The organism is Dactylosporangium fulvum (assembly GCF_025137375.1).
Lineage (GTDB): Bacteria > Actinomycetota > Actinomycetes > Mycobacteriales > Micromonosporaceae > Dactylosporangium > Dactylosporangium fulvum.
In genome coordinates this window covers 1,268,396-1,288,569 of sequence record NZ_CP073720.1, presented here as the reverse complement: position 1 = coordinate 1,288,569, position 20,174 = coordinate 1,268,396, and the positions used below count along the sequence as shown (strand labels likewise).

Below are 20,174 nucleotides of genomic sequence, written 5' to 3'. Positions count from 1 at the left end.
AGGGCACGGCAGCTGCCGTGCCCTCCGCGCTCTCTGGAGAATGATCGTGTACTTCACCGACCGCGGCATCGAAGAATTGGCCGACCGCCGGGGCAACGAGGAGGTCACCTTCGAGTGGCTGGCCGAACGCCTCCGCGACTTCGTCGACCAGAACCCGGAGTTCGAGACCCCGATCGAGCGCCTGGCCGTCTACCTGGCCAGACTGGACGACGAGGACGACGACTGAGGCTCAGCCGCTCACACGCGCCGCGCCGTCAGTGACTGCGCAGGCCGACCGCTCCCGCTGGCTGATCACGGCGACCTTGTCGTTCGCTCGACCGCTTGGTCCACGGTTCGCGGGGTGACCGGGGCCGGCGGCGCTGATCTCTCGGCTGGCGCCGGGTGAGCACGGCTCAGGCCAGCCCGCGTGGCCGAGGCCGGGGCCAGCGGCCAGGCAGGGGCAGCCGACGCCGCCGCCGGGCGGCAGAGCCCAGGCCAGCACGGACGGGCAGAGCCCAGGCCAGCACGTGGACGAGGCCGGGGCCAGCGGCCAGGCATGGGCGGCCGACGCCGCCGCCGGGCGGGCAGAGCCCAGGCCAGCACGTGGACGAGGCCGGGGCCAGCGGCCAGGCATGGGCGGCCGACGCCGCCGCTGGATGGGCAGAGCCCAGGCCAGCACGGACGGACGGGAACCCAGACCCAGCGCGGACAGGGCGGAAGCCCAGGCCGGCACAGACGAGCGGACACCCAAACCAGCACGGACGGACGGGAACCCAGACCCAGCGCGAACGGGACGGAAACCCAGGCCGGCACTGACGTGCGGAAGCCCAGGCCAGTGTGGACGGGCGGACCGGGCTGGCGCCGGGCAAGAAAGGCGGGTACCAGCCTCCAGGTGAGCCGAAGCCCAGGACAGCGCGAGCGGGCCGGAACCAGGTTCACGCGGACGGGCGAGAAACCAGTCCGGCGTGGGGCAAAGCTGGCGGGCGCGGACGGGCATCACAAGGCAAGAACCGGGCTGGCGCAGACGAGTGCCGTCATGCGGGCGATAGCCCAGGACAGCGCAGGCGGGGTCGAGCGCAGGACGGCGTGGATGGGCCACGCTGGTCGACGCGGTGCAGGAGTTGAAACCAGCGCCGAGTGTCTTGGCGGGCGCTGACCCGCCGCGCGCTGGGTCCTCCGAGCCGTTCCTGCGGCGGCATGGGCACCACTAGCGGAATTCGGACGTCTTCATGATCCTGGAGACTTGTGGTACCCCAGACGACACAAAGTCTTCGGGATCATGACGGTGTCCGTTTTGTCCAGCGGTCTTGACCGATGATTGACCTGTCCAACCGAGACGAAACGCACTGATTACCCTGGTTTGTCCCATTAGTCCACGGGTGCGATGACGCCAGCCACTGGCCCGCCCGTTGAGTGCAGGAACCGATGACCCCTCCCGGTCGCCAGCCCGCACTCCGACTGAGGAGTTCGTCGAACCGCCAGCATGAGGCGGCCCCTTGACCAACGACCGAACGCGCCGACGCTTGCGCAAGCATCCCCCGACAAAGCCAGCCGAACCGCCGCCGGCGCGCGCCAACCAAGCGGCGCAATCGAGCCACGAACCGCCGAGCCGCGGAGCCCCCAACCAGCCAGCCGAGCCCGCAACCAACGAGCCGCCAACCAGCTCAGCCCGCAACCAACGAGCCCGCAACCAGCCCAGCCCCCAACCAACGAGCCACCAACCAACCGAGCCCACAGCCAGGTGAGCCCGCAGCCAGCCGAGCCGCCAACCAGCCGAGCTCACAGCCACCACGGCGCCGGATTCCATCGCGGCGTCGATTCGCCCAGATATTTCCGACAAATCCAATCAATGCCATGCCGGCCGCCCCAGCCAAAGGCGGTTCGCGGGCGAAACATCTGCGAGATCCGACCCACACCCCGTCATTCGCGTCCGCCAAATGGGTCGTTCACGTGCAAGAAAGGTGTAGGCCAGGACGGTAATCGAATGTCACCACTCGGGTGATAACGGGATACCGCAGATCGCACCTACATTCTGAACGTGCCTCCGCGTCGCAGCCGAACGGCAACCGTGTCGCTACTGACCGCCGCCCTGCTCGTATTGGGCGGCGCTGTTTCTGCTTCGGGGTCGGACGACGCATCGTTCAGGGCGACTGCGGGCTCGGCACAGGTCTCCACCGCTTCCACAACCTTCGCCCTCGGCATGCGCAAGTTCAACTTTGCCCGCGGCAAGGACCGGCTGCTGCCCACCACGGTCTGGTATCCGGCACGCGGCTCCAGCCGCCGCTCCAAGGGCCACGTCAAGCTCGACGCCGCAGCGGCCACCGGGCAGTATCCGCTGCTGCTGTGGAGCCACGGGTTCTACAGCAACCCGCAGATGCAGGAGCACACGATCAAGCTTCTCGCCGAGGCCGGCTACGTGGTCGTCGCGCCGACGTATCCGTACACCAAGAAGGACGCGCCGAAGTTCAACAAGTACGACGTGCCGAACCAGGCGGTGGACGCGTCGTACGTCATCACGCAGATGCTCAAGCATGGCAACCCGCTCGCGGCGACCATCGACGCGCAGCGCATGGGCGCGATCGGGCACTCCGGCGGCGGCACCACGACGAACTGGTTGTTCACCGGCAAGCGCGACCCGCGCCTCAGGGTCGGCGTGATGCTCGCGGGTCGCCCGACGACCACCTATCAGGGCTCGCCGGTGCCGTTGCTGTTCGTGCACGGCGACAAGGATCCGGTCGTCGCCTACAGCCAGGGCCGCGACTCTTACCGGGCGAACCCGTGGCCGAAGGCGTTTCTGACCATCAAGGGCGGCGAGCACGGGGCGGGGACCGGTGGCGGCGAGCGTGGTCACCATCAGGCGATAACGACGATCCTCGATTTCCTCGACTGGGCGCTCAACGGCGACGACGCGGCCCGGCTCCGGCTCGAGCAGGACGCCACGCTCGTCGGAATCACGAGCTTCGAGTCGGTCGGGATCTATGCCAACGCGGCTAGCGCGACGACAACCAGCCCCACGGCGACGGCCACGGCTACGATGCCGACGACCCAGGCCAAGGCCTTGGACCGGTCCGGCCCCGCGGGCTGATCGCCCCGATTGTCCACCCATGCCTGAAATGCCTGAGTGTTCTGACTTGGGTCAATGCGCTCATCGGGCATGGTCGACACCTTACCGATGCCGCGACTCCTGACAGTGGCCGAACAGTGTCGGATTGTGGCAGTCTCCCCCGATGGGTGGAACGTACCGGTGGCGCGAGAAGTCCTGGTGGGGCTGGGGCTGGGCGGACGAGGGCCTCGACGACGCCGCCTGCCGTGAGCTCGCGGAGCGGGCGCTGCGCCCGTGGATGCCGATCGACGGCTCGGTCCTCCCGATCCCGTTCGACCCCCTGCTCGACCCGCCGCGACTGATCCCGCCGTCGATGATGGCGGAGGCGTTCGCCGCCGACTCGATGGCGCGCGCCGCCCACACGTACGGCAAATCCTTCCGCGACGTCGTCCGCGCCCTGCACGGCGACCTGCGGCACCCGCCCGACCTGATCTGCTATCCCCGCACCACCCACGACATCGTGGCGGCGCTCGACTGGGCCGAGGCCGTCGGGGCGGCCGTGGTGCCGTACGGCGGCGGCACGTCGGTCGTCGGCGGCGTCGAGTACCGCGGCGAGGGCCCCTGGATCTCCCTCGACCTGAGCCGGCTCAACCGGATCGCGGAGATCGACGAGGTCAACCACGCCGTCCGAGTGCGGGTGGTCACCCCGCAGGGACCGGTCGAGTCCCTGCGCGTGCCCGCGAGCGGCGCCGGCCCGAGCGTCGCCGGCCTGTTCCTCGGCTCCGAGGGCACGCTCGGGGTCATCGTGGAGGCCTGGCTGCGGGTCACGCGACGACCGGAGCGGAAGTCCTCCGCCGGCGTGCGGTTCGATGTGTACGGCGAGGGCGTGGCCGCCGTCAGGGAAATCGTGCAGGCGGGCCTGCGCCCCAGCAACTGCCGGCTGCTCGACCCGGTCGAGGCGATGCTCACCGCGGGCGCGACAGACGGCCGGGCGCGACTGCTGCTCGGCTTCGAGGGCCCGTACGACCGGCTGCTCGACGACGCGCTGGAGATCTGCCGGTCCCACGGCGGCGTCACGGACGAGGTGCAGGACGGCACGTTCCGCGACACGTTCCTGCGCGCCCCGTACACCCGCGATGCCCTGATCCGGCTGGGCCTGGTCGTCGAGACCGTCGAGACGGCGTGCACGTGGAGCCGGTTCGAGCAGTTGCACGAGGCCGTCATCGCCGCCGCGCAGGCCGCCGCACCGGCCCGCGTCGCCGTCGTCACCTGCCGGTTCACCCACGTGTACCCGGACGGGCCGGCGCCGTACTTCACCATCGTCACCCCGGCCCGGCGCGGTGCCGAGGTGGCGATCTGGGACGAGATCAAGGCCGCGGTCAGCGCGGCGATCGTGGACAGCGGCGGCACCATCACGCACCACCACGCCGTCGGGCGGGACCACCGGCCGTGGTACGACGACGAGCGCCCGCCGCTGTTCGCCGAGGCGCTGCGCGCGGCCAAGCGGACGCTAGACCCGCGCGGGGTCCTCAACCCGGGTGTGCTCATCTGAGCCACGCGCCGGCAGCACCCGGCGCACCGCCGCGCCGAGGCCGATGAGCAGCAGTCAGGTGACCGCGGCCAGTAGCGGTGTCACCGTGTGCAGCAGCAGGTTGTGCACCGTGTGGCGGCCGGGGTCCGCCATGAAGAACGGGCTGGACGGGTTCGCGAGGAGGCTGTGGTACACGCTGCCGGTGATGCAGCTGAAAAGCGTCGCCCCGACGACTGCCGTGCGCGGCAACGTAGCCCGAATTCGCCCTCTGGGAAAGCGGTGATCCGCGATGTTCCTCGTACCGTTGGTGGCATGCGTCAGCGCCTGCTCGCCGTGATCGCGCTCGCGTCGCTGCTGCTCGGCGGCTGCTCCGTCGGCGAGGCACCGTCCCGCCAGGCCACCCCCTCCCCCACCCCCGCGGTGTCGACGCTGCAGAAGCTCGCCGCGGTCGCGCCACCGCCGCCGCTCGCGCTGCCCAGCGGCCCCGTTTCGGTGTCGTCGCAGCAGGTGACGTACTCGCGGGGCGGCCGCACGCTGCGGACGGTGATCTGGACGCCGGACGGGATGAGCAAGGCACCGGCGGTGCTGTTCAGCCACGGGCTCAACGGCAGCCCGGAGGCCTTCGCACCGCTGCTGCAGACCTGGGCCGCGGCGGGGTTCGTGGTCATCGCGCCGGCATATCCGAACACCACCCGCGGCACCGCCAAGCTCGACGTCTACGACGTGCTCAACCAGCCCGCCGACGCCAGCTACGTGCTCGGCCAGGTGCTGTCCGGGCCGCTCGGCAAGCGGATCGACACCACCCGGATCGCGGCGGCGGGGCACTCGGCGGGGGCCATCACCACCGTCGGCCTCTTCACGACCGGGCGCGATCCACGGCTGCGCGCCGGGATCATCATGGCCGGCAGCGGGCTGGGCGTCGGCACGGACTTCAGCGGTACACCCGCCGCCTTGTTCTTCATCCACGGCAACGCGGATCCGCTGATCTCCTACGCGTCCGGCAAGGCCGCCTACAACGCGGTGCCGTGGTCCAAGGCGATGCTGACGATCGAGGGCGGCAACCACGGCGATCCGTACCTGACGCCGGGGTCGGCGGCCTACCAGACGGTCACGTCGAGCACGCTGGCGTTTCTGCGCCTGGAGCTTTACGGGGACCAGGCCGCCCGCCAGGCCCTGGAGCCGACGAGCGACCTGGACTCCCATCTTTAGCTGGTGTGGTCGAGGACCACCTTGCCGAAGATGTCACCCGAACGGAGCAGCTCGAACGCCCTCCGGGCCGCGGAGAACGGGACGACCGAGTCGATGATCGGGCGGACGCCGGTCTTCGCCATCAGGGCCATGAGGTCGGCGAGCTCCTCCGGCGTGCCCATGCTGCTGCCGAGGATCTCCAACTGGAGCGCGAACATCCGGCGCAGGTTGACCTGCGGCAGGTGACCGCTGGTGGCGCCGGAGACGACGATCCGCCCGCCGGGCTTGGCCGCCTTCATCGAGTGCTCGAACGTCGCCTCACCGACCGTCTCGACGACCACGTCGACCCGCTCCGGCAGCCGTGCACCGGGCTCCAGGGCGGTGGCACCGAGCGCGGCGATCCGCTCCCGCTTGGCGGCGTCGCGGCTCGTCGCGTAGACCCGCGCGCCGAGAGCGGTGGCGAGCAGGACCGCCGCGGTGGCGACCCCGCCCCCGGCGCCCTGCACCAGCACCGCGCCGTCCGCTTCCAGACGGCCGCGGGTCGTCAGCATCCGATACGCGGTCAGCCACGCGGTGGGCAGGCACGCCGCCTCCGCGAAGGAGAGCTCGGCGGGTTTCGGGACGAGGTTGTACGCCGGGACGGTGACCCGCTCGGCCACCGTCCCCTGGTAGTGCTCGGACAGGATCGAGAAGTCGCCCTTCTCGGTGAAGACGACCGGGTAGACCACGACGTCGTTCCCGTCGGGGCCGATGCCGGCGGCGTCGCAGCCGAGAATCATCGGCAGCTGGTCCTCCCGCAGGCCGACGCCCCGCAACGACCAGAGGTCGTGGTGGTTGAGGGCGCTCGCGCGCACCTCGACCACGGCCCAGCCGTCGCGGGGAGTCGGTTCGGGAGCGTCGCCGATGGTCAGGGCGGCGAGCGGGTCGGCGTCGTTGAAGCTGGTCGCGAAGGCGGCACGCATGCTGTCGACCTTAACGGTGGTTAACGGATCACGCCGTCGCGGAGGGCCGCCTCGGCGACCGCGGAGGCCACGGCGGGAGCGACCCGCGGGTCGAGGGCGCTCGGCACGATCGTGTCGGTCGCCAGCTCACTCGCGCTGAGCACCTCGGCGATCGCGGTCGCGGCGGCGACCTTCATGCCGTCGCTGATCCGCGTCGCGCCGGCGTCCAGCGCGCCCCGGAAGATGCCCGGGAAGGCCAGGACGTTGTTGATCTGGTTGGGGAAGTCGCTGCGGCCGGTGGCGACCACGCTCGCATACCGCGCGGCGATCTCCGGGTGCACCTCGGGCGTCGGGTTCGCGAGCGCGAAGATGACACCGCCGGGCGCCATGCCCGCCAGCGCCTCCTCCGGGATCGTGCCACCGGAGACGCCGATCAGCACGTCGGCGCCGCGCAGCGCGGCGGCGATGTCGCCGCTGACCTTGGCGGCGTTGGTCCCGGCGGCCAGCGCGGCCTTCGCGGAGTTGAGATCCGTCCGTCCACTGTGGAGGCACCCGCGCGAGTCGAGGACGACGATGTCCCCGGCACTCACGCCGCCGTTGATCAGCATCCGGGTCACCGCGACGCCGGCCGCGCCCGCGCCGCTGACGACAACGCGCAGGTCGGCGAGCTTGCGGTCGAGGACGAGCGCGGCGTTGCGCAGTGCGGCCAGGACGACGATCGCCGTGCCGTGCTGGTCGTCGTGGAAGACCGGGATGGGCAGCGTCTCCACCAGTCGGCGCTCGATCTCGAAACAGCGGGGCGCCGAGATGTCCTCGAGGTTGATCCCGCCGAACGACGGCGCCAGCGCGGTCACGATCCGCACGATCTCGTCCGTGTCCTGCGTGTCGAGGCAGATCGGCACCGCGTCGACCCCGCCGAACTGCTTGAACAGCACGGCCTTGCCCTCCATGACCGGCATCGCGGCACGCGGGCCGATGTTGCCCAGTCCGAGCACCGCCGAGCCGTCGGTCACCACCGCGACCGCCTTGCCGACCCAGGTGAGCTGGTGCACGAGCGACTCGTCGGCGGCGATGGCCTCGCAGACCCGGGCGACGCCGGGCGTGTAGGCGAGCGAGAGGTCCTCGCGGGTGGCCAGCGGAACCGTCGACTGGACGGCCAATTTGCCGCCGTTGTGGAGATCGAAGACAGGATCGGACACGGTTGCAGGCACGGGGGCTCCTTTGCCACGGCTGATGTTGCAGGAAGGACGCGCGGCGCGGGTAGAAAGCGCGACAAAGAACGCGGCGGGGGTCTCCCGTATCCGCATCACTTTACGCCCGCGTCCGCCGGAAGCACACCGGTCGTGGCCACCAGCGAAATGTCACACGACCGACGAGGTCGGCCCGACCGTACGTCCGGGAATCATCACCACCGAAGGGGTTATCTCCCTCGATCCACCACCCGTCGCCGTCCCTGCGTATCACCCGCTTCACCACCAACAGGCCGGGGCGGGCCCGGAACGTCGCCACGACGAGATCACCCGGCCTGGCCTTCGTCGTGCGCAGCACCATGACCCGGTCACCGGCGCGCAACGTCGGCACCATCGAGGGCCCGGAGACAAGTGCTGCAAACCACGGCAGGCGCATGAATTCCCTGGAGATGGAGAGGAGTAGGGTCAGGAACGAGGATCATCGCAAATTACCCAGGAGGGTTCGATGCGACTGTCGCGGCTTTTCACTCCGCGCACCGTGGTGAGCGCCCACTGCGACCTGCCGTGTGGTGTTTACGACCCGGCCCAGGCCCGAATCGAGGCCGAGTCCGTCAAGGCAATCTCCGACAAGTACCAGGCCAACAGCGATCCCGAGTTCCGCACCCGGGCGCTCATCATCAAGGAACAGCGCGCCGAACTGGTCAAGCACCACCTGTGGGTGCTGTGGACCGACTACTTCAAGCCCCCGCACTTCGAGAAGTATCCGCAGCTGCACACCCTCTTCAACGAGGCCACGAAGCTCGCGGGCGCCTCCGGTGCGAAGGGCTCCGCCGACCCGGCGGTCGCCGAGCAGCTGCTCGCGAAGATCGATGAGATCGCAAAGATCTTCTGGGAGACCAAGCAGGCCTGAGCCGTCGCGTTTGTTCCCCCCATTCCGCCTCCGTGCGGGATGGGGGGCCTTCTTTGTCTGGAGGTACCGGTGATCCGTCCGGCTGTCCCGGATGACGTTCCCGCCATCGTGGCGATGGTGCATGAGCTTGCGGTCTTCGAGCGCGCCCCCGACGAGTGCCACCTGACCGCCGAGCAGCTGACGACGGCGCTGTTCGGCCCCGATCCGCGGGTGTACTGCCACGTCGCCGTCGACGACGGCCGGCCGATCGGCATGGCGCTGTGGTTCCTGACGTTCTCCACCTGGGAGGGCGTCCACGGGATCTACCTCGAGGATCTGTACGTCCAGGAGTCCGCGCGCGGCACCGGGGCCGGCAAGGCGCTGGTGGCCGAACTCGCCCGGATCTGCGTCGAGCGCGGCTATCCGCGGCTGGAGTGGGCGGTGCTGGACTGGAACCCGGCGCGCCGGTTCTACGAGGCACTCGGCGCGGGGCACAAGTCCGACTGGCTGCCGTACCGGCTGTCGGGTGCGCCGCTGGCCGCACTCGCCGCGTCGTCGAGTGCGGTGACGTCGTAGAGTCGCACGCGAGGGGGTTCATCGCGTGACACAGGTCGTATCGAAGAGATCGGGTGCCGACGGCGACGACGTCGTCCTGCTGGCCGTTCCGGCATCGCCGGCCTACCTCGGCGTGCTGCGCACCGCGACGGCGGGCCTGGCGGCGCGGCTCCAGTTCACGCTCGACGAGATCGAGGACCTGCGGATCGCGGTCGACGAGGCGTGCGCGATGCTCCTCGCCGTGGCCAGCGAGACCCCCCAACTGGGTGACACCGTCGAACTTTCCTGCCGCTTCACGGTCACGACCGACGCCCTGGCCGTGGAGACGACGGTGCCGCTCGGCTCGCCGGACGAGCGGCTGCCGGGCGGCGAGTCGTTCGCCTGGCAGGTGCTGAGCGCCCTGGCCGACGAGGTGTCGGCCACGGTTGACGGCCACCAGGCGAGCATCCGTCTGACGAAACGCCGTCCCGCCTGACGCCGCCCTTACAGCTGCGCCACCCCCAGGACCGGGAAGTTGGTGTGCTCGGGCGGGAGATCGGGCCGTACATGATCGATGTGCACCCTGGCGGCGGCCATGGCCCTCTCGACGTCGCCGGCCCGGATGGCCGCCAGCAGTTCGCGGTGGTCCTGGTCGATCTCGCGCCACATCGACAGCGGTGCGACCCGGTCCACCGCCTGCGGGTCGACGACGGTGTAGAGCGGGCGCACGACCAGGCTCAGCAGCGTGTTGCCGGAGGCGGCCGCCACCGCCAGGTGAAACTCGGCGTGCGCCGTGATCCGGCGGTCGAGGTCGTCGCGGTCCGGGTCGAACATGGCCCGCTCCAGCTCCGCCAGGTGGCGCGGCTCGCGGCGGACGGCGGCCAGGCCGGCGGCCGGAACCTCCAGCATCCGGCGCACCTCGAGGAAGTCGTCGCCCTTGACCACGCCGTTGGCGAGCAGCAGCCCGACCCCGTCGGACAGCGACTCGCCGAGGATGTGTGCGTCCGGCGCGGCGACGAAGCTGCCGCCGTTGACCCCGCGCGTGGTGACGATCAGGTGCTGGCTGCTGAGCAGGCGCAGCGCCTCCCGGACCGTGGAGCGGCTCAGGCCGGACTGCTCGCACAGCTGCGGCTCGGTCGGCAGGCGCTCGCCGGGACGCAGCTGACCGGACATGATCTCGACCCGGATGCGGTCGGCGAGGACCTGGTAGGCGGGAGCGACCGTCACGACCTTCGAGCGTAGAACACGCAGAGTGTCCGTGGTTGCCGCAACCGGCGGATCAGCGGACGCCGAGCGCGATCCGGGTCGAGGGGGCGAACAGCAGGACCGCGCCGACGACCCCCAGCAGGAACAGCGGGGCGCCGATCAGCGGCTGGCCGCCCGTCAGCATCGTCCAGCCGATCGGCATCTGGAGCATCTGCGCGACGATCCCCGGCCCGCGCGCCCAGCGCCGGCGGCGGTGCAGCGCGACACCGATGCCGATGAACGCCGCGGCCATCAGCGCAAGGTAGCCGGTGAACGAGAGCGCCATCTCGATCGCCGTGTATTCGGCGGTGAAGTCCTGGTAGAGCAGCACCAGCGTGAGCACGGCGAGCCCGGCGCCCTCAAGGAGCAGCAGCCGGACGGCCCAACGGAGGGTGGCCGGAGCCCGATCGGGCACCGTGTCAGTCCCGGCGGCGTTTCCGCCCACGCTTCCTCCGCTCCGCGGCTGGCCCTGAGTGCACGTCCTTCCTGGTGGAAGTCCGTGTCACGCGTTGTGCGCAGAGCAACCTTATCGCGCCCCCGAGCGGGTACAGTGCCGCCCATGCGAGCGCTCTTGGTGGTCAACCCCAATGCGACGACCACCACCGAACGCGGCCGGGACATCCTCGTGCGGGCCCTGCGGAGTCAGGTCAACCTCGACGTCGCCTACACACAGCGGCGGGGCCACGCCGCCGACCTCGCGCGGGAAGCAGCCCGCGAGGGTCTGGACCTGGTCGTCACACTCGGCGGCGACGGTACGGTCAACGAGGCCGTCAACGGCCTCATGACCTTCGACTCGGGGCCGGCTCCGGACCGGGCCCAGGAGCGTCCGGCCCTCGCCGTCGTGCCCGGCGGTTCGACCAACGTCTTCGCCCGTGCCCTGGGGCTGCCGAGCGACTGGGCGGAAGGCACCGGCGCGATCCTGGAGGCGTTGCGCGACCGGCGCGAAAGGATCATCGGACTCGGCCGGGCGGACGACCGCTACTTCACGTTCTGCGCGGGCATGGGGATCGACGCGGAAGTGGTACGGCGTGTGGACCAGGCCCGTCACAAGGGCTCGACGTCCACGCCGTGGCTGTACTTCCGCGCCACGACGGCGCAGTTCGCCGCGACGAACCGCAGGGTGCCGCTGCTCACGCTCGAGCTTCCGGGCGAACCAGCACAGTCCGGGCTAACGTGGATGCTGGTGCAGAACACCGCACCGTGGACCTACATCGGCGAGCGGCCGGTGGATCCGAATCCGCGGGCCTCGTTCGACACGGGGCTCGATGTGCTGGGCCTTCGGGAGCTGCAGGTCGCGAGCACCGTGCGCACGGTGACGCAGATCCTGTCGAACCGCCATGAACCGAAGGGAAAGCAGGTCGTGCGGATGCATGATCTGTCCGGCTTCACGCTGACCGCCGCCAAACCGATCGCTTTCCAGGTTGACGGAGAGTACCTCGGGGAGTGCGACAAGCTGGATTTCGCGTCCGTGCCGGGGGCATTACGCGTAGTGTGTTGAGTCACCCCCGGAGTTCACCACTGAAGGGGGAGAACGTTGCAGAGAGTCGCGACAGAGACACCGCGACCGCATCTCCGAAAGCCCTTCGATCGTTGACCAACACGTACTACATTGGTCACTGACTGTTGCGATCCAGGGTCACCAGCTACCATAAAATCGGACAAACGGCGCGTGAGCTTGCTCACCGACTTGGATTTTTTTGGTTTGGACCCCTTGACATCGCGGTAGTTCGTGAAAGCATTCACAAGCGAAACGACCACTGAGCGTTGCCCGCACACGTGTTACGGATCTTCAGGCTCCGCCTAGCCGAACCGTCACACGAGATGCATATAGGGGAATCACCAACAACGATCCGCGAAAACCAAGGAGTGTTGCCGCCATGTCGGACTGGCGCCACCATGCCCTCTGCCGCGACGAGGACCCGGAGCTGTTCTTCCCCATTGGGACCTCCGGCCCCGCGTTGCTGCAGGTTGAGCAGGCGAAGGCAGTCTGCCAGCGCTGCTCCGTGACCAGCGAGTGCCTGCAGTGGGCGCTCGACTCAGGTCAGGATGCAGGCGTCTGGGGCGGAATGAGCGAGGACGAGCGGCGCCTGATGAAGCGTCGCGGCGGCCTCCGGGTCCGCGCTCACTCCGCTTAGACCCCTTCCAAGACGAAAACGCCCCGGTCCATTGGACGACCGGGGCGTTTTGGTGTCCTCTGGCGGCGAACAGCCTCCAATCAACTTGACCTTGGTCGATTTGCGTGGCCCAGACCACGGCAATCCACCAAGGTCAACGACAGGTCGACCACACCAAGTCCAAAGTGAGCCGCGACCACCGACCCCATCCGCTGGGCCGGCTGACCCCGGCCGGCGGCCAGCCCGACGAGCGGACGGCCCAGTTGGCGACCGGCCCGACAAGGCGGGCAGCCCGACTGGCGACCAGCCCGGTTGGCAACCAGGTCGACCCGGCGACCAGCCCGGTTGGCAACCAGCCTGACTGGCGATCGACCCAACCTGGCGGCCAGCCGGTTGGCGACCGGTCCGGTTGGCGACCGACCCGACAAGGTGGGCAGCCCGACTGGCGACCGGTCCAGCTGGCGAGCGGTCCGCGCTGCCGACCAGTTGGCAACCAGCCCGACCCGGCGACCAGCCCGGGTAGCAGCCAGCACGACTGGCGACCAGCCCGGGCAGCAACCAGCCCAGCTCGCGACCGGTCCGCGCCGCCAACCAACCCCGGTAGCAGCCAGCACGACTGGCGACCAGCCCGGGCAACAACCAGCCCAGCTCGCGACCGGTCCGCGCCGCCAACCAACCCGGGTAGCAGCCAGCACGACTGGCGACCGGCCTAGTTGGCAACCGGCCAGCTCGACCAGCGTCCGTCGGCTGCGCCAACCGTGGTGCCATTCGGTCCCGCATCGGCGGCCATACGCGGCGGCTACCTGCACAAACAGCGCCGGCTCGACGCCGCAGTGCAGATCGGCCAGCCGCGTCGTGACCGACACGGCAGACGCCCAGCATTTCGAGCTTCGTTCCGTGGCTCGGATGCTGGCCGGCAGCCTCCAGCCAACTTGACCTTGGTCGATTTTCGTTGCCCTGACCACGGAGAATCACCAAGTGTCGCAGCTTCCGGAAGACTGACCCCCGGTGGATCTTTGAATTTTGACCCCTCCGTTCTGATGATCTTGGAGGGTGTTGAGCGTGGAGGACTGGGCAGAGATCCGTCGTTTGCACCGGGCGGAGGGGGTGCCGATCAAGGAGATCGTCCGGCGGTTGGGGGTGGCTCGGAACACGGTGCGGGCGGCGTTGGCGTCGGATCGGCCGCCGCGGTATGAGCGGCCGGCGCGTGGGTCGGTGGTGGATGCGTTCGAGCCGCGGATCCGGGTGTTGCTGGGTGAGTGGCCGCGGATGCCGGTTCCGGTGATCGCGCAGCGGATCGGCTGGCCGTATTCGTTGTCGCCGTTGAAGAAGCGGCTGGCGCAGATCCGGCCGGAGTACGTGGGGATCGACCCGGTCGACCGGGTCGTCTATGAGCCGGGGCAGATCACGCAGTGCGATCTGTGGTTCCCGCAGCCGCGGATCCCGGTCGCTGCGGGTCAGGACCGGGTGTTGCCGGTGCTGGTGATGACGCTCGGGTTCTCCCGGTTCATGACCGCGACGATGATCCCGACCCGGCAGGCCGGGGACATCCTGTCCGGGATGTGGCTGCTGATCTGCGGGATCGGGCGCGTCACCCGGACCCTGGTCTGGGATCGGGAGTCCGCGATCGGCGGGACCGGCAGGGTCAGCGCCCCGGCGGCGGCGTTCGCCGGGACCCTCGCCACCCGCATCCAGTTGGCCCCGCCCCGCGACCCGGAATACAAGGGCATGGTGGAACGCGCCAACGGCTATCTGGAGACGTCGTTCCTGCCCGGCAGGCGGTTCACCTCACCCACCGACTTCAACACCCAGCTCGGTGACTGGCTGGGGAGCACGGCGAACACCCGCACGGTCCGCTCGATCCATGGCCGGCCCGTGGACCTCCTCGAAACGGACCGCCCGGCGATGCTGCCGCTGCCACCGGTCGGGCCGCAAGTCGGTTTGCAGCAACGGATCCGGCTGGGCCGGGACTACTACGTGCGGGTCGACACCGTCGACTACTCCGTCGACCCGCGTTTCATCGGCCGGTTCGTCGAGGTCACCGCCACGGCGCATCTGGTGACGGTGTCCTGCGACGGCACCGTCGTGGCCCGGCACGACCGGTCCTGGGCCAAACACGGCGTGATCACCGACCCGGGCCACGCCGCGACCGCGAAGCTGATGCGCCACGCCCTCGCCGAAGACCGCCAACGACGCCTCGCGGCCACCCGCCACCACGGCGACGGGCATCCGGTCACCCTGCGGGCCCTGCACGACTACGACGCCCTGTTCGGCGTCGACTTCAACCCAACCACCAGCACAGCAACGAGAGCGAGCAGCGAATGACCACCACCAAGACGAAATCCCAGCAAGCCCAGCCCACCGGCCCCAGAAACGGGCCCGGCGGCGGGATCAAGGACGGGATGCCGTCGATGATCGCCTACCTCACCCGGGTCCTGAAGACCCCCACCATCGGCGCGTTCTGGGAAGAACTCGCCGGTCAGGCCCGGGACGAGAACTGGTCCCACGAAGAATATCTGGCCGCGCTGCTGCAACGCCAGGTCGCCGACCGCGAGTCCAAAGGCACCGTCATGCGCATCCGCACCGCGCACTTCCCAACCGTGAAAACCCTCGAGGACTTCAACCTCGACCACCTGCCCTCACTGCGCCGCGACGTCCTCGCCCACCTCGCCACCAGCACCTACGTCGCGAAAGCCGAGAACGTGATCCTGCTCGGACCACCCGGCCTCGGCAAAACGCACCTCGCCATCGCCCTCGGCGTCAAAGCCACCCAGGCCGGGCACTCCGTCCTGTTCGACACCGCCAGCAACTGGATCACCCGCCTCGCCGAGGCCCACCACGCCGGACGTCTCGAAGCCGAACTGAAGAAGATCCGCCGCTACAAACTGATCATCATCGATGAAGTCGGCTACATCCCGTTCGACCAGGACGCCGCGAACCTGTTCTTCCAACTCATCGCATCCCGCTACGAGCAAGGCTCCGTCATGGTCACCTCGAACCTGCCGTTCGGACGCTGGGGCGAGACCTTCTCCGACGACGTCGTCGCCGCAGCCATGATCGACCGACTCGTCCACCACGCCGAGGTCCTCACCCTCACCGGCGACTCCTACCGCACCCGCCAACGCCGCGAACTCCTCAACAAAGACAACCGCACCAACCACAACTGACCAACCACCGGAGGGGTCAAAATTCCGGAACCCAAAAGGGGTCAAATTTCAAAAATCGGCGACACCAAGGTCAACAGGTCGGTCGCGCCGAGTCCGAAGCGAGCTCTGAGCACCGGACCCGTCCGCTGGCCCAACTGACCCGACGGGCGCCCGGCCCCGGTTCGCTACCAGCCCGACCAAGCGACCAGCCCGACCAGCAACCAATCCGACCAGGCGACCAGCCCGACCAGCCCCCAGCCCGACCAGCCCGACCAGCCCGACCAGGCGACCAGCGACCGGCCCGACGGTCATCCGTCGGCTGCGGCCAACCGTGCCGTTCGGTCCTGCACCGGCAGTCACACCCGCTGGCAACCTGCACAAATAGCGCCCCGGGCTCGACGCCGCTGCGCAGGTTGCCCAGTGCGGGCTTCGGGCCTCGGCCGCGCATGATCACGGAGCTTTTGCGGGGGCACAGGCCATCGAAAGTTCCGTGATCATGCAGGGCCGTCCGACGCGCGCCGCCAAGCGTCCACCCTCTTGAGCTGGAGCTCGGGAATCAGCAGTGAAACGAGGGCTGAGCGCGCCGGGGCGGAGACGCCGCCTCTCGCAACTGTGGTGCCCGACGAAACAGCGTCGCGGCACCACAACTGCGAGGGAAGCATACTTCTCAGTCGAACAGCTCGCCGAAGAAGCTGTCCCGGTGGTGGCGCTTGTGGCGCTTGTGGTGGCCGTAGTGGCCGTAACCGTGGCTCTGGTGCTGGTAGGACTGCGGCGGCGGGTAGCTCTGGTGCTGCTGCGGCGGGTAGCCCTGCTGCTGCGCGCCCTGGCGGTTGCGGTTCCAGGAGTTCTCCGCGTCGACGAGCCGCTCCAGTTCGCCCCGGTCCAGGAAGATGCCCCGGCACTCCAGGCACTGGTCGACGGTGACGCCGCTTCGCTCGTACTGCCGCATCTCACCGCGACACTTCGGGCATGTCATCTGCATCCGTCTACGGTAACCGTCACGCACCACGTGCGGGTGTCACGCGGCGGTGAGCGCCGCTGAAACGGGAGAGACCGCCGCGATCCGCGCGACGACCAGCCTTGCCAGGTCCAGGTTGCTGCCCAGGGGCGGGGCCGCCGGGGCCAGGGCGCCGGCCGACAGCGCCGAGGACACCGCCATGTCGTGCAGGCGGCCGGGCGCCAGGAAGTACGAAGCTATCGCGATCCGCGAGCAGCCGGCCTCGCGCAGCCGGGACACCGCCACGGCGCCGGTCACCGGGGAGCCGGACGCGAAGCCGGCCTGGCACGGCACGCCCAGGGTGGCGCCGAGGGCCGACGCCGCCTGGTCGACGGTGTGCCGGGCCAGGTCGTCGCGGGTGCCGGCGGCGACCAGGGCGATCCCGTCGTGCTGGAGCCCAGCCGGAAGGGCACGCCGCAACGACGCCAGCAGGAGCGGGGACACGGCGCCGGCGACCGGGCCCAGGACGTCGGTCACCGAGACGTCCAGGCGCAGGCCGTCGGAACGGGCCCGGTCGAGCACGGCCGGGAGATCAACACGGCCGTGGTACGCGGCGGTCAGCAGCAGCGGTACGACCACCGCCGACCGGTGACCCGACCGGGAGAACGCGAACAGCACCTCGTCGGGGCGCGGGCCCGCATGGTCGAGGAACGCGCTGCGGACGTCGAGGCCGGGGCGCTGGGCGGCGACCGCGCGGGCCAAAGCCCGGGTGGTCGCCGCCGCCCGCGGATCGGACGAGCCGTGCGCGACTAGGAGAACCGCAGAGGTCATGCAGTGTGCAGACCGCACTCGGTCTTGTCGAACATCGGCCAGCGACCGCCGCGCGGGTCGCTGCCCGGAGGCGTCCGGCGGGTGCACGGCCAGCAGCCCACCGAGGCGTACCCCTGCCGCATCAGGGCGTTGACCGGCACGTTGTAGCGCGAGATGTACGCGTCGACGTCGGCCTGCGTCCACTGCGCCATCGGGGAGACCTTGATCTTGCCGCGGGCCTGCTCGAAGCTCACGATCGGCGTGTTCGCCCGGCTCGGCGACTCGTCGCGGCGCAGGCCGGCGGCCCAGGCGTCGTAGTCGGCGAGCGCGCGCTCCAGCGGCTCGATCTTGCGCAGGAAGCAGCACTCGTCGGGGTCGCGGGCGTACAGCCGCGGGCCGAACTCCGCGTCCTGCTCCGCCACGGTCTGACGGGGACGGATCGACCGTACCGTCACCGGAAGCGTCCGCTGGACGACCTCACGCACCCGGAGGGTCTCGGCGAAGTGGAGCCCGGTGTCGAGGAAGATGACCGGCACGCCGGGCACAACCTTCGACACGACGTGCGCGAGCACCGCGTCGGCAAACGAGCTGGTCACGCAGAACCGCTCGCCGAACTCGCCGGCGGCCCACTCGACGATCTTCTCCGCGGGCTGGTTCTCCAGACGCGCCGACGCGTCCTTGGCCAGCGCCATCATCTCTTCACGGGTACGGGTAGTGGCTGTGGCTGTGCTCATCGCTTCGCCTCCAACGCTGATGCCGCCAGTCCCAGGAACTTCAAGGAGAAGACCCGTGCGCAGCTGCGGCACTCCCATGCGCCGTGGGTCTCTTCGTGTGGTCTGAGGTCCTCGTCCCCGCAGTACGGGCAGTACAGCGGCGCCATGCGCTCGCTCATCGCAGCTCCTCCTCCGGAGCGCGCATCACCCAACGGGCGAAGGACTCGCCGGACTCGCGCCCGGCCAGGTAGTGGTGCGTGACCCGCTCGACGTAGGCGGGCAGTTCGGCGGCGGTGGTCTTGAGGCCGCGCAGCTTCCGGCCGAAGCCGGCGGTCTGCCCGGCGGCCATGCCCAGCCCACCGCCCAGGTGGATCTGGAAGCCCTCGACCATCTCGCCGGTGCTGTCGTCGCGGACGAGCATGCCCTTGAGGCCGATGTCCGCGACCTGCGTGCGGGCGCAGGCGTTGGGGCAGCCGTTGAGGTGGATCGAGATGTCCGCGTCGAGCTCGGCGACCTTCTTCTCCAGGTGCTCGACCAGCTCTGCGGCGCGGGCCTTCGTCTCGACGATCGCCAGCTTGCAGAACTCGATACCGGTGCACGCCATCGTGTTGCGCCGCCAGCCCGACGGCCGGGGCTCGAGGCCGACCGCCTGCAGCCCCTGGACCAGCGACTCGGTGCGCTCCTCGTCGACGTCGAGGACCAGGATCTTCTGGTACGGCGTGAGCCGCACCCGCCCGGACCCGTGCTCCTCGGCCAGGTCGGCGACCTTGGCGAGCTGCGTGCCGGAGCTGCGACCCGCGACGGGTGCGGCACCGACGAAGAACTTGCCGTCCCACTGCTTGTGGACGCCGACGTGGTCGATCGGCTTCTCCGGCAGCTCCGGCGAGGGCCCGTCGATGAGCGGCCGCTTGAGGTACTCGGTCTCGAGCACCTCCCGGAACTTGGCCACGCCCCAGTCGGCGACGAGGAACTTCAGCCGGGCGCGGGTGCGCAGGCGCCGGTAGCCGTAGTCGCGGAAGACCTGGGCCACGCCGAGCCAGACGTCGGCCACCTCGTGCAGCGGGACCCACACGCCGAGGCGCTGGGCGAGCATCGGGTTGGTCGACAGGCCGCCGCCGACCCAGAGGTCGAAGCCGGGGCCGTGCTCCGGGTGGATCACGCCGACGAAGGAGATGTCGTTGGCCTCGTACGGCGTGTCCGCCAGCCAGGAGATCGACGTCTTGAACTTCCGCGGCAGGTTCGACAGGGCCGGGTCGCCGATGTACCGCCGGTTGATCTCGCTGATCGCCTCGGTCGGGTCGAGCACCTCGCTCTCGGCGACGCCGGCGATCGGGCTGCCCAGGATGACGCGCGGGGTGTCGCCGCAGGCCTCGGTGGTGGACAGGCCGACGGCCTCCAGCTCCTGCCAGATCTGCGGGACGTTCTCGATCTCGATCCAGTGCAGCTGGATGTTCTGCCGGTCGGTGATGTCGGCGGTGTCGCGGGCGAAGCGCTGGGCGATCGACGCGATCGTGCGCAGCTGGGCCAGGTCGAGCTGGCCGCCGTCGCTGCGGATGCGGAGCATGAAGTACCGGTCGTCGAGCTCCTCCGGCTCGAGCACGGCCGTCCGCCCGCCGTCGATGCCCGGCTTGCGCTGGGTGTAGAGCCCGTACCAGCGGAACCGTCCACGCAGGTCGGCGGGGTCGATCGAGTCGAAGCCACCGCGTGCGTAGATGTTCTCGATCCGGGCCCGGACGTTGAGCGGGTTGTCGTCCTTCTTGCTGCGCTCGTTGGGGTTGAGCGGCTCGCGGTGACCGAGGGCCCACTGCCCTTCACCACGAGGGCGCCCACCGGCTGCTCCGCGTCCACGGGCGGGACGGGGAGCTGGAGTGGCGTTGTCAGCCGGGACGGTGTTCACCGTCATGGCGGCGTCCT

20 protein-coding genes are annotated in these 20,174 nt (G+C 69.8%); 11 read left to right on the top strand and 9 right to left on the bottom strand.

From position 1 onward, the window contains the following. Window positions 1–40 precede the first annotated feature (40 nt). The 4 genes from Dfulv_RS05995 to Dfulv_RS05980 all read left to right on the top strand — a co-directional run bounded on the left by Dfulv_RS05995 (window position 41) and on the right by Dfulv_RS05980 (window position 5,762). Window positions 41–226, top strand: a complete 186-nt coding sequence (locus Dfulv_RS05995) for a DUF6104 family protein (protein ID WP_319805765.1) — start codon at window positions 41–43, stop codon at window positions 224–226. 1,953 nt (window positions 227–2,179) lie between these two features. Then, window positions 2,180–3,064 (top strand): alpha/beta hydrolase family protein, encoded by an 885-nt coding sequence (locus Dfulv_RS05990; protein ID WP_259861613.1) that lies wholly within the window; start codon window positions 2,180–2,182, stop codon window positions 3,062–3,064. A 142-nt stretch (window positions 3,065–3,206) separates the two neighbouring features. Next, entirely contained in the window at window positions 3,207–4,574 is a 1,368-nt protein-coding gene (locus Dfulv_RS05985) for an FAD-binding oxidoreductase (protein ID WP_259861612.1), read from the top strand. Between the two features lie 291 nt (window positions 4,575–4,865). Next, a complete protein-coding gene (locus Dfulv_RS05980) occupies window positions 4,866–5,762 on the top strand; it encodes an alpha/beta hydrolase family protein (protein ID WP_259861610.1) in 897 nt (298 codons plus the stop codon). On the opposite strand, the gene Dfulv_RS05975 is transcribed toward Dfulv_RS05980, so the two are convergent. From Dfulv_RS05975 to Dfulv_RS05965, 3 genes are all read right to left on the bottom strand, one after another. Continuing rightward, window positions 5,759–6,703 carry a zinc-binding dehydrogenase gene (locus Dfulv_RS05975; RefSeq protein ID WP_259861609.1) on the bottom strand — a complete coding sequence of 315 codons (945 nt, stop codon included), beginning with the start codon at window positions 6,701–6,703 and terminating at the stop codon, window positions 5,759–5,761. The two genes, Dfulv_RS05980 and Dfulv_RS05975, sit on opposite strands and share 4 nt — an antisense overlap. Before the next feature lie 20 nt (window positions 6,704–6,723). Next, window positions 6,724–7,893 (bottom strand): NAD(P)-dependent malic enzyme, encoded by a 1,170-nt coding sequence (locus Dfulv_RS05970; RefSeq protein WP_259861608.1) that lies wholly within the window; start codon window positions 7,891–7,893, stop codon window positions 6,724–6,726. 100 nt (window positions 7,894–7,993) lie between these two features. After that, the gene (locus tag Dfulv_RS05965; protein WP_259861607.1) at window positions 7,994–8,308 is read right to left on the bottom strand and encodes a S26 family signal peptidase; all 315 of its coding nucleotides are present in this window, start codon (window positions 8,306–8,308) and stop codon (window positions 7,994–7,996) included. 69 nt (window positions 8,309–8,377) lie between these two features. Between Dfulv_RS05965 and sodN the strand changes: the two genes are divergently transcribed. From sodN to Dfulv_RS05950, 3 genes are all read left to right on the top strand, one after another. Continuing rightward, complete coding sequence (gene sodN / locus Dfulv_RS05960) at window positions 8,378–8,782, top strand: superoxide dismutase, Ni (protein WP_259861606.1); 405 nt, start codon at window positions 8,378–8,380, stop codon at window positions 8,780–8,782. A gap of 114 nt (window positions 8,783–8,896) precedes the next feature. Then, a complete protein-coding gene (locus Dfulv_RS05955; protein WP_259861605.1) occupies window positions 8,897–9,337 on the top strand; it encodes a GNAT family N-acetyltransferase in 441 nt (146 codons plus the stop codon). A gap of 25 nt (window positions 9,338–9,362) precedes the next feature. After that, window positions 9,363–9,791, top strand: a complete 429-nt coding sequence (locus tag Dfulv_RS05950) for an ATP-binding protein (RefSeq protein ID WP_259861604.1) — start codon at window positions 9,363–9,365, stop codon at window positions 9,789–9,791. An 8-nt stretch (window positions 9,792–9,799) separates the two neighbouring features. On the opposite strand, the gene Dfulv_RS05945 is transcribed toward Dfulv_RS05950, so the two are convergent. Continuing rightward, on the bottom strand, window positions 9,800–10,522 hold the full coding sequence (locus Dfulv_RS05945; protein WP_259861602.1) for a FadR/GntR family transcriptional regulator: 723 nt from the start codon (window positions 10,520–10,522) through the stop codon (window positions 9,800–9,802). 52 nt (window positions 10,523–10,574) lie between these two features. Next, window positions 10,575–10,955, bottom strand: a complete 381-nt coding sequence (locus Dfulv_RS05940) for a hypothetical protein (RefSeq protein ID WP_259861600.1) — start codon at window positions 10,953–10,955, stop codon at window positions 10,575–10,577. Window positions 10,956–11,099: 144 nt separating this feature from the next. On the opposite strand from Dfulv_RS05940, the gene Dfulv_RS05935 reads away from it, so the two are divergent. From Dfulv_RS05935 to istB, 4 genes are all read left to right on the top strand, one after another. Further along, window positions 11,100–12,038 (top strand): diacylglycerol/lipid kinase family protein, encoded by a 939-nt coding sequence (locus tag Dfulv_RS05935; RefSeq protein WP_259867466.1) that lies wholly within the window; start codon window positions 11,100–11,102, stop codon window positions 12,036–12,038. A gap of 379 nt (window positions 12,039–12,417) precedes the next feature. Beyond that, the gene (locus Dfulv_RS05930) at window positions 12,418–12,675 is read left to right on the top strand and encodes a WhiB family transcriptional regulator (protein ID WP_190257048.1); all 258 of its coding nucleotides are present in this window, start codon (window positions 12,418–12,420) and stop codon (window positions 12,673–12,675) included. Between the two features lie 1,032 nt (window positions 12,676–13,707). Further along, window positions 13,708–14,979 (top strand): IS21 family transposase, encoded by a 1,272-nt coding sequence (gene istA, locus Dfulv_RS05925; protein ID WP_259858826.1) that lies wholly within the window; start codon window positions 13,708–13,710, stop codon window positions 14,977–14,979. Between the two features lie 77 nt (window positions 14,980–15,056). Further along, window positions 15,057–15,821 (top strand): IS21-like element helper ATPase IstB, encoded by a 765-nt coding sequence (gene istB, locus Dfulv_RS05920; protein WP_259867330.1) that lies wholly within the window; start codon window positions 15,057–15,059, stop codon window positions 15,819–15,821. A gap of 646 nt (window positions 15,822–16,467) precedes the next feature. On the opposite strand, the gene Dfulv_RS05915 is transcribed toward istB, so the two are convergent. From Dfulv_RS05915 to Dfulv_RS05900, 4 genes are all read right to left on the bottom strand, one after another. After that, on the bottom strand, window positions 16,468–16,782 hold the full coding sequence (locus Dfulv_RS05915; RefSeq protein ID WP_259861599.1) for a TFIIB-type zinc ribbon-containing protein: 315 nt from the start codon (window positions 16,780–16,782) through the stop codon (window positions 16,468–16,470). A 36-nt stretch (window positions 16,783–16,818) separates the two neighbouring features. Beyond that, the gene (locus Dfulv_RS05910; protein WP_259861598.1) at window positions 16,819–17,568 is read right to left on the bottom strand and encodes a sirohydrochlorin chelatase; all 750 of its coding nucleotides are present in this window, start codon (window positions 17,566–17,568) and stop codon (window positions 16,819–16,821) included. Next, window positions 17,565–18,281, bottom strand: coding sequence for a phosphoadenylyl-sulfate reductase (locus tag Dfulv_RS05905; protein WP_259861597.1), 717 nt, complete (start codon window positions 18,279–18,281; stop codon window positions 17,565–17,567). The genes Dfulv_RS05910 and Dfulv_RS05905 overlap by 4 nt, the downstream gene beginning before the upstream one ends. 154 nt (window positions 18,282–18,435) lie before the next feature. Next, on the bottom strand, window positions 18,436–20,163 hold the full coding sequence (locus Dfulv_RS05900; RefSeq protein WP_259861596.1) for a nitrite/sulfite reductase: 1,728 nt from the start codon (window positions 20,161–20,163) through the stop codon (window positions 18,436–18,438). Window positions 20,164–20,174 lie beyond the last annotated feature (11 nt).

Coding starts and splice junctions, on each gene's coding strand:
- Dfulv_RS05995 (WP_319805765.1), top strand. CDS start 41: ATGATCGTGTACTTCACCGACCGCGGCATCGAAGAATTGGCCGACCGC.
- Dfulv_RS05990 (WP_259861613.1), top strand. CDS start 2,180: ATGCGCAAGTTCAACTTTGCCCGCGGCAAGGACCGGCTGCTGCCCACC.
- Dfulv_RS05985 (WP_259861612.1), top strand. CDS start 3,207: ATGGGTGGAACGTACCGGTGGCGCGAGAAGTCCTGGTGGGGCTGGGGC.
- Dfulv_RS05980 (WP_259861610.1), top strand. CDS start 4,866: ATGCGTCAGCGCCTGCTCGCCGTGATCGCGCTCGCGTCGCTGCTGCTC.
- Dfulv_RS05975 (WP_259861609.1), bottom strand. CDS start 6,703: ATGCGTGCCGCCTTCGCGACCAGCTTCAACGACGCCGACCCGCTCGCC.
- Dfulv_RS05965 (WP_259861607.1), bottom strand. CDS start 8,308: ATGCGCCTGCCGTGGTTTGCAGCACTTGTCTCCGGGCCCTCGATGGTG.
- sodN (WP_259861606.1), top strand. CDS start 8,378: ATGCGACTGTCGCGGCTTTTCACTCCGCGCACCGTGGTGAGCGCCCAC.
- Dfulv_RS05955 (WP_259861605.1), top strand. CDS start 8,897: ATGGTGCATGAGCTTGCGGTCTTCGAGCGCGCCCCCGACGAGTGCCAC.
- Dfulv_RS05935 (WP_259867466.1), top strand. CDS start 11,100: ATGCGAGCGCTCTTGGTGGTCAACCCCAATGCGACGACCACCACCGAA.
- Dfulv_RS05930 (WP_190257048.1), top strand. CDS start 12,418: ATGTCGGACTGGCGCCACCATGCCCTCTGCCGCGACGAGGACCCGGAG.
- istB (WP_259867330.1), top strand. CDS start 15,057: ATGCCGTCGATGATCGCCTACCTCACCCGGGTCCTGAAGACCCCCACC.
- Dfulv_RS05915 (WP_259861599.1), bottom strand. CDS start 16,782: ATGCAGATGACATGCCCGAAGTGTCGCGGTGAGATGCGGCAGTACGAG.
- Dfulv_RS05910 (WP_259861598.1), bottom strand. CDS start 17,568: ATGACCTCTGCGGTTCTCCTAGTCGCGCACGGCTCGTCCGATCCGCGG.
- Dfulv_RS05905 (WP_259861597.1), bottom strand. CDS start 18,281: ATGAGCACAGCCACAGCCACTACCCGTACCCGTGAAGAGATGATGGCG.
- Dfulv_RS05900 (WP_259861596.1), bottom strand. CDS start 20,163: ATGACGGTGAACACCGTCCCGGCTGACAACGCCACTCCAGCTCCCCGT.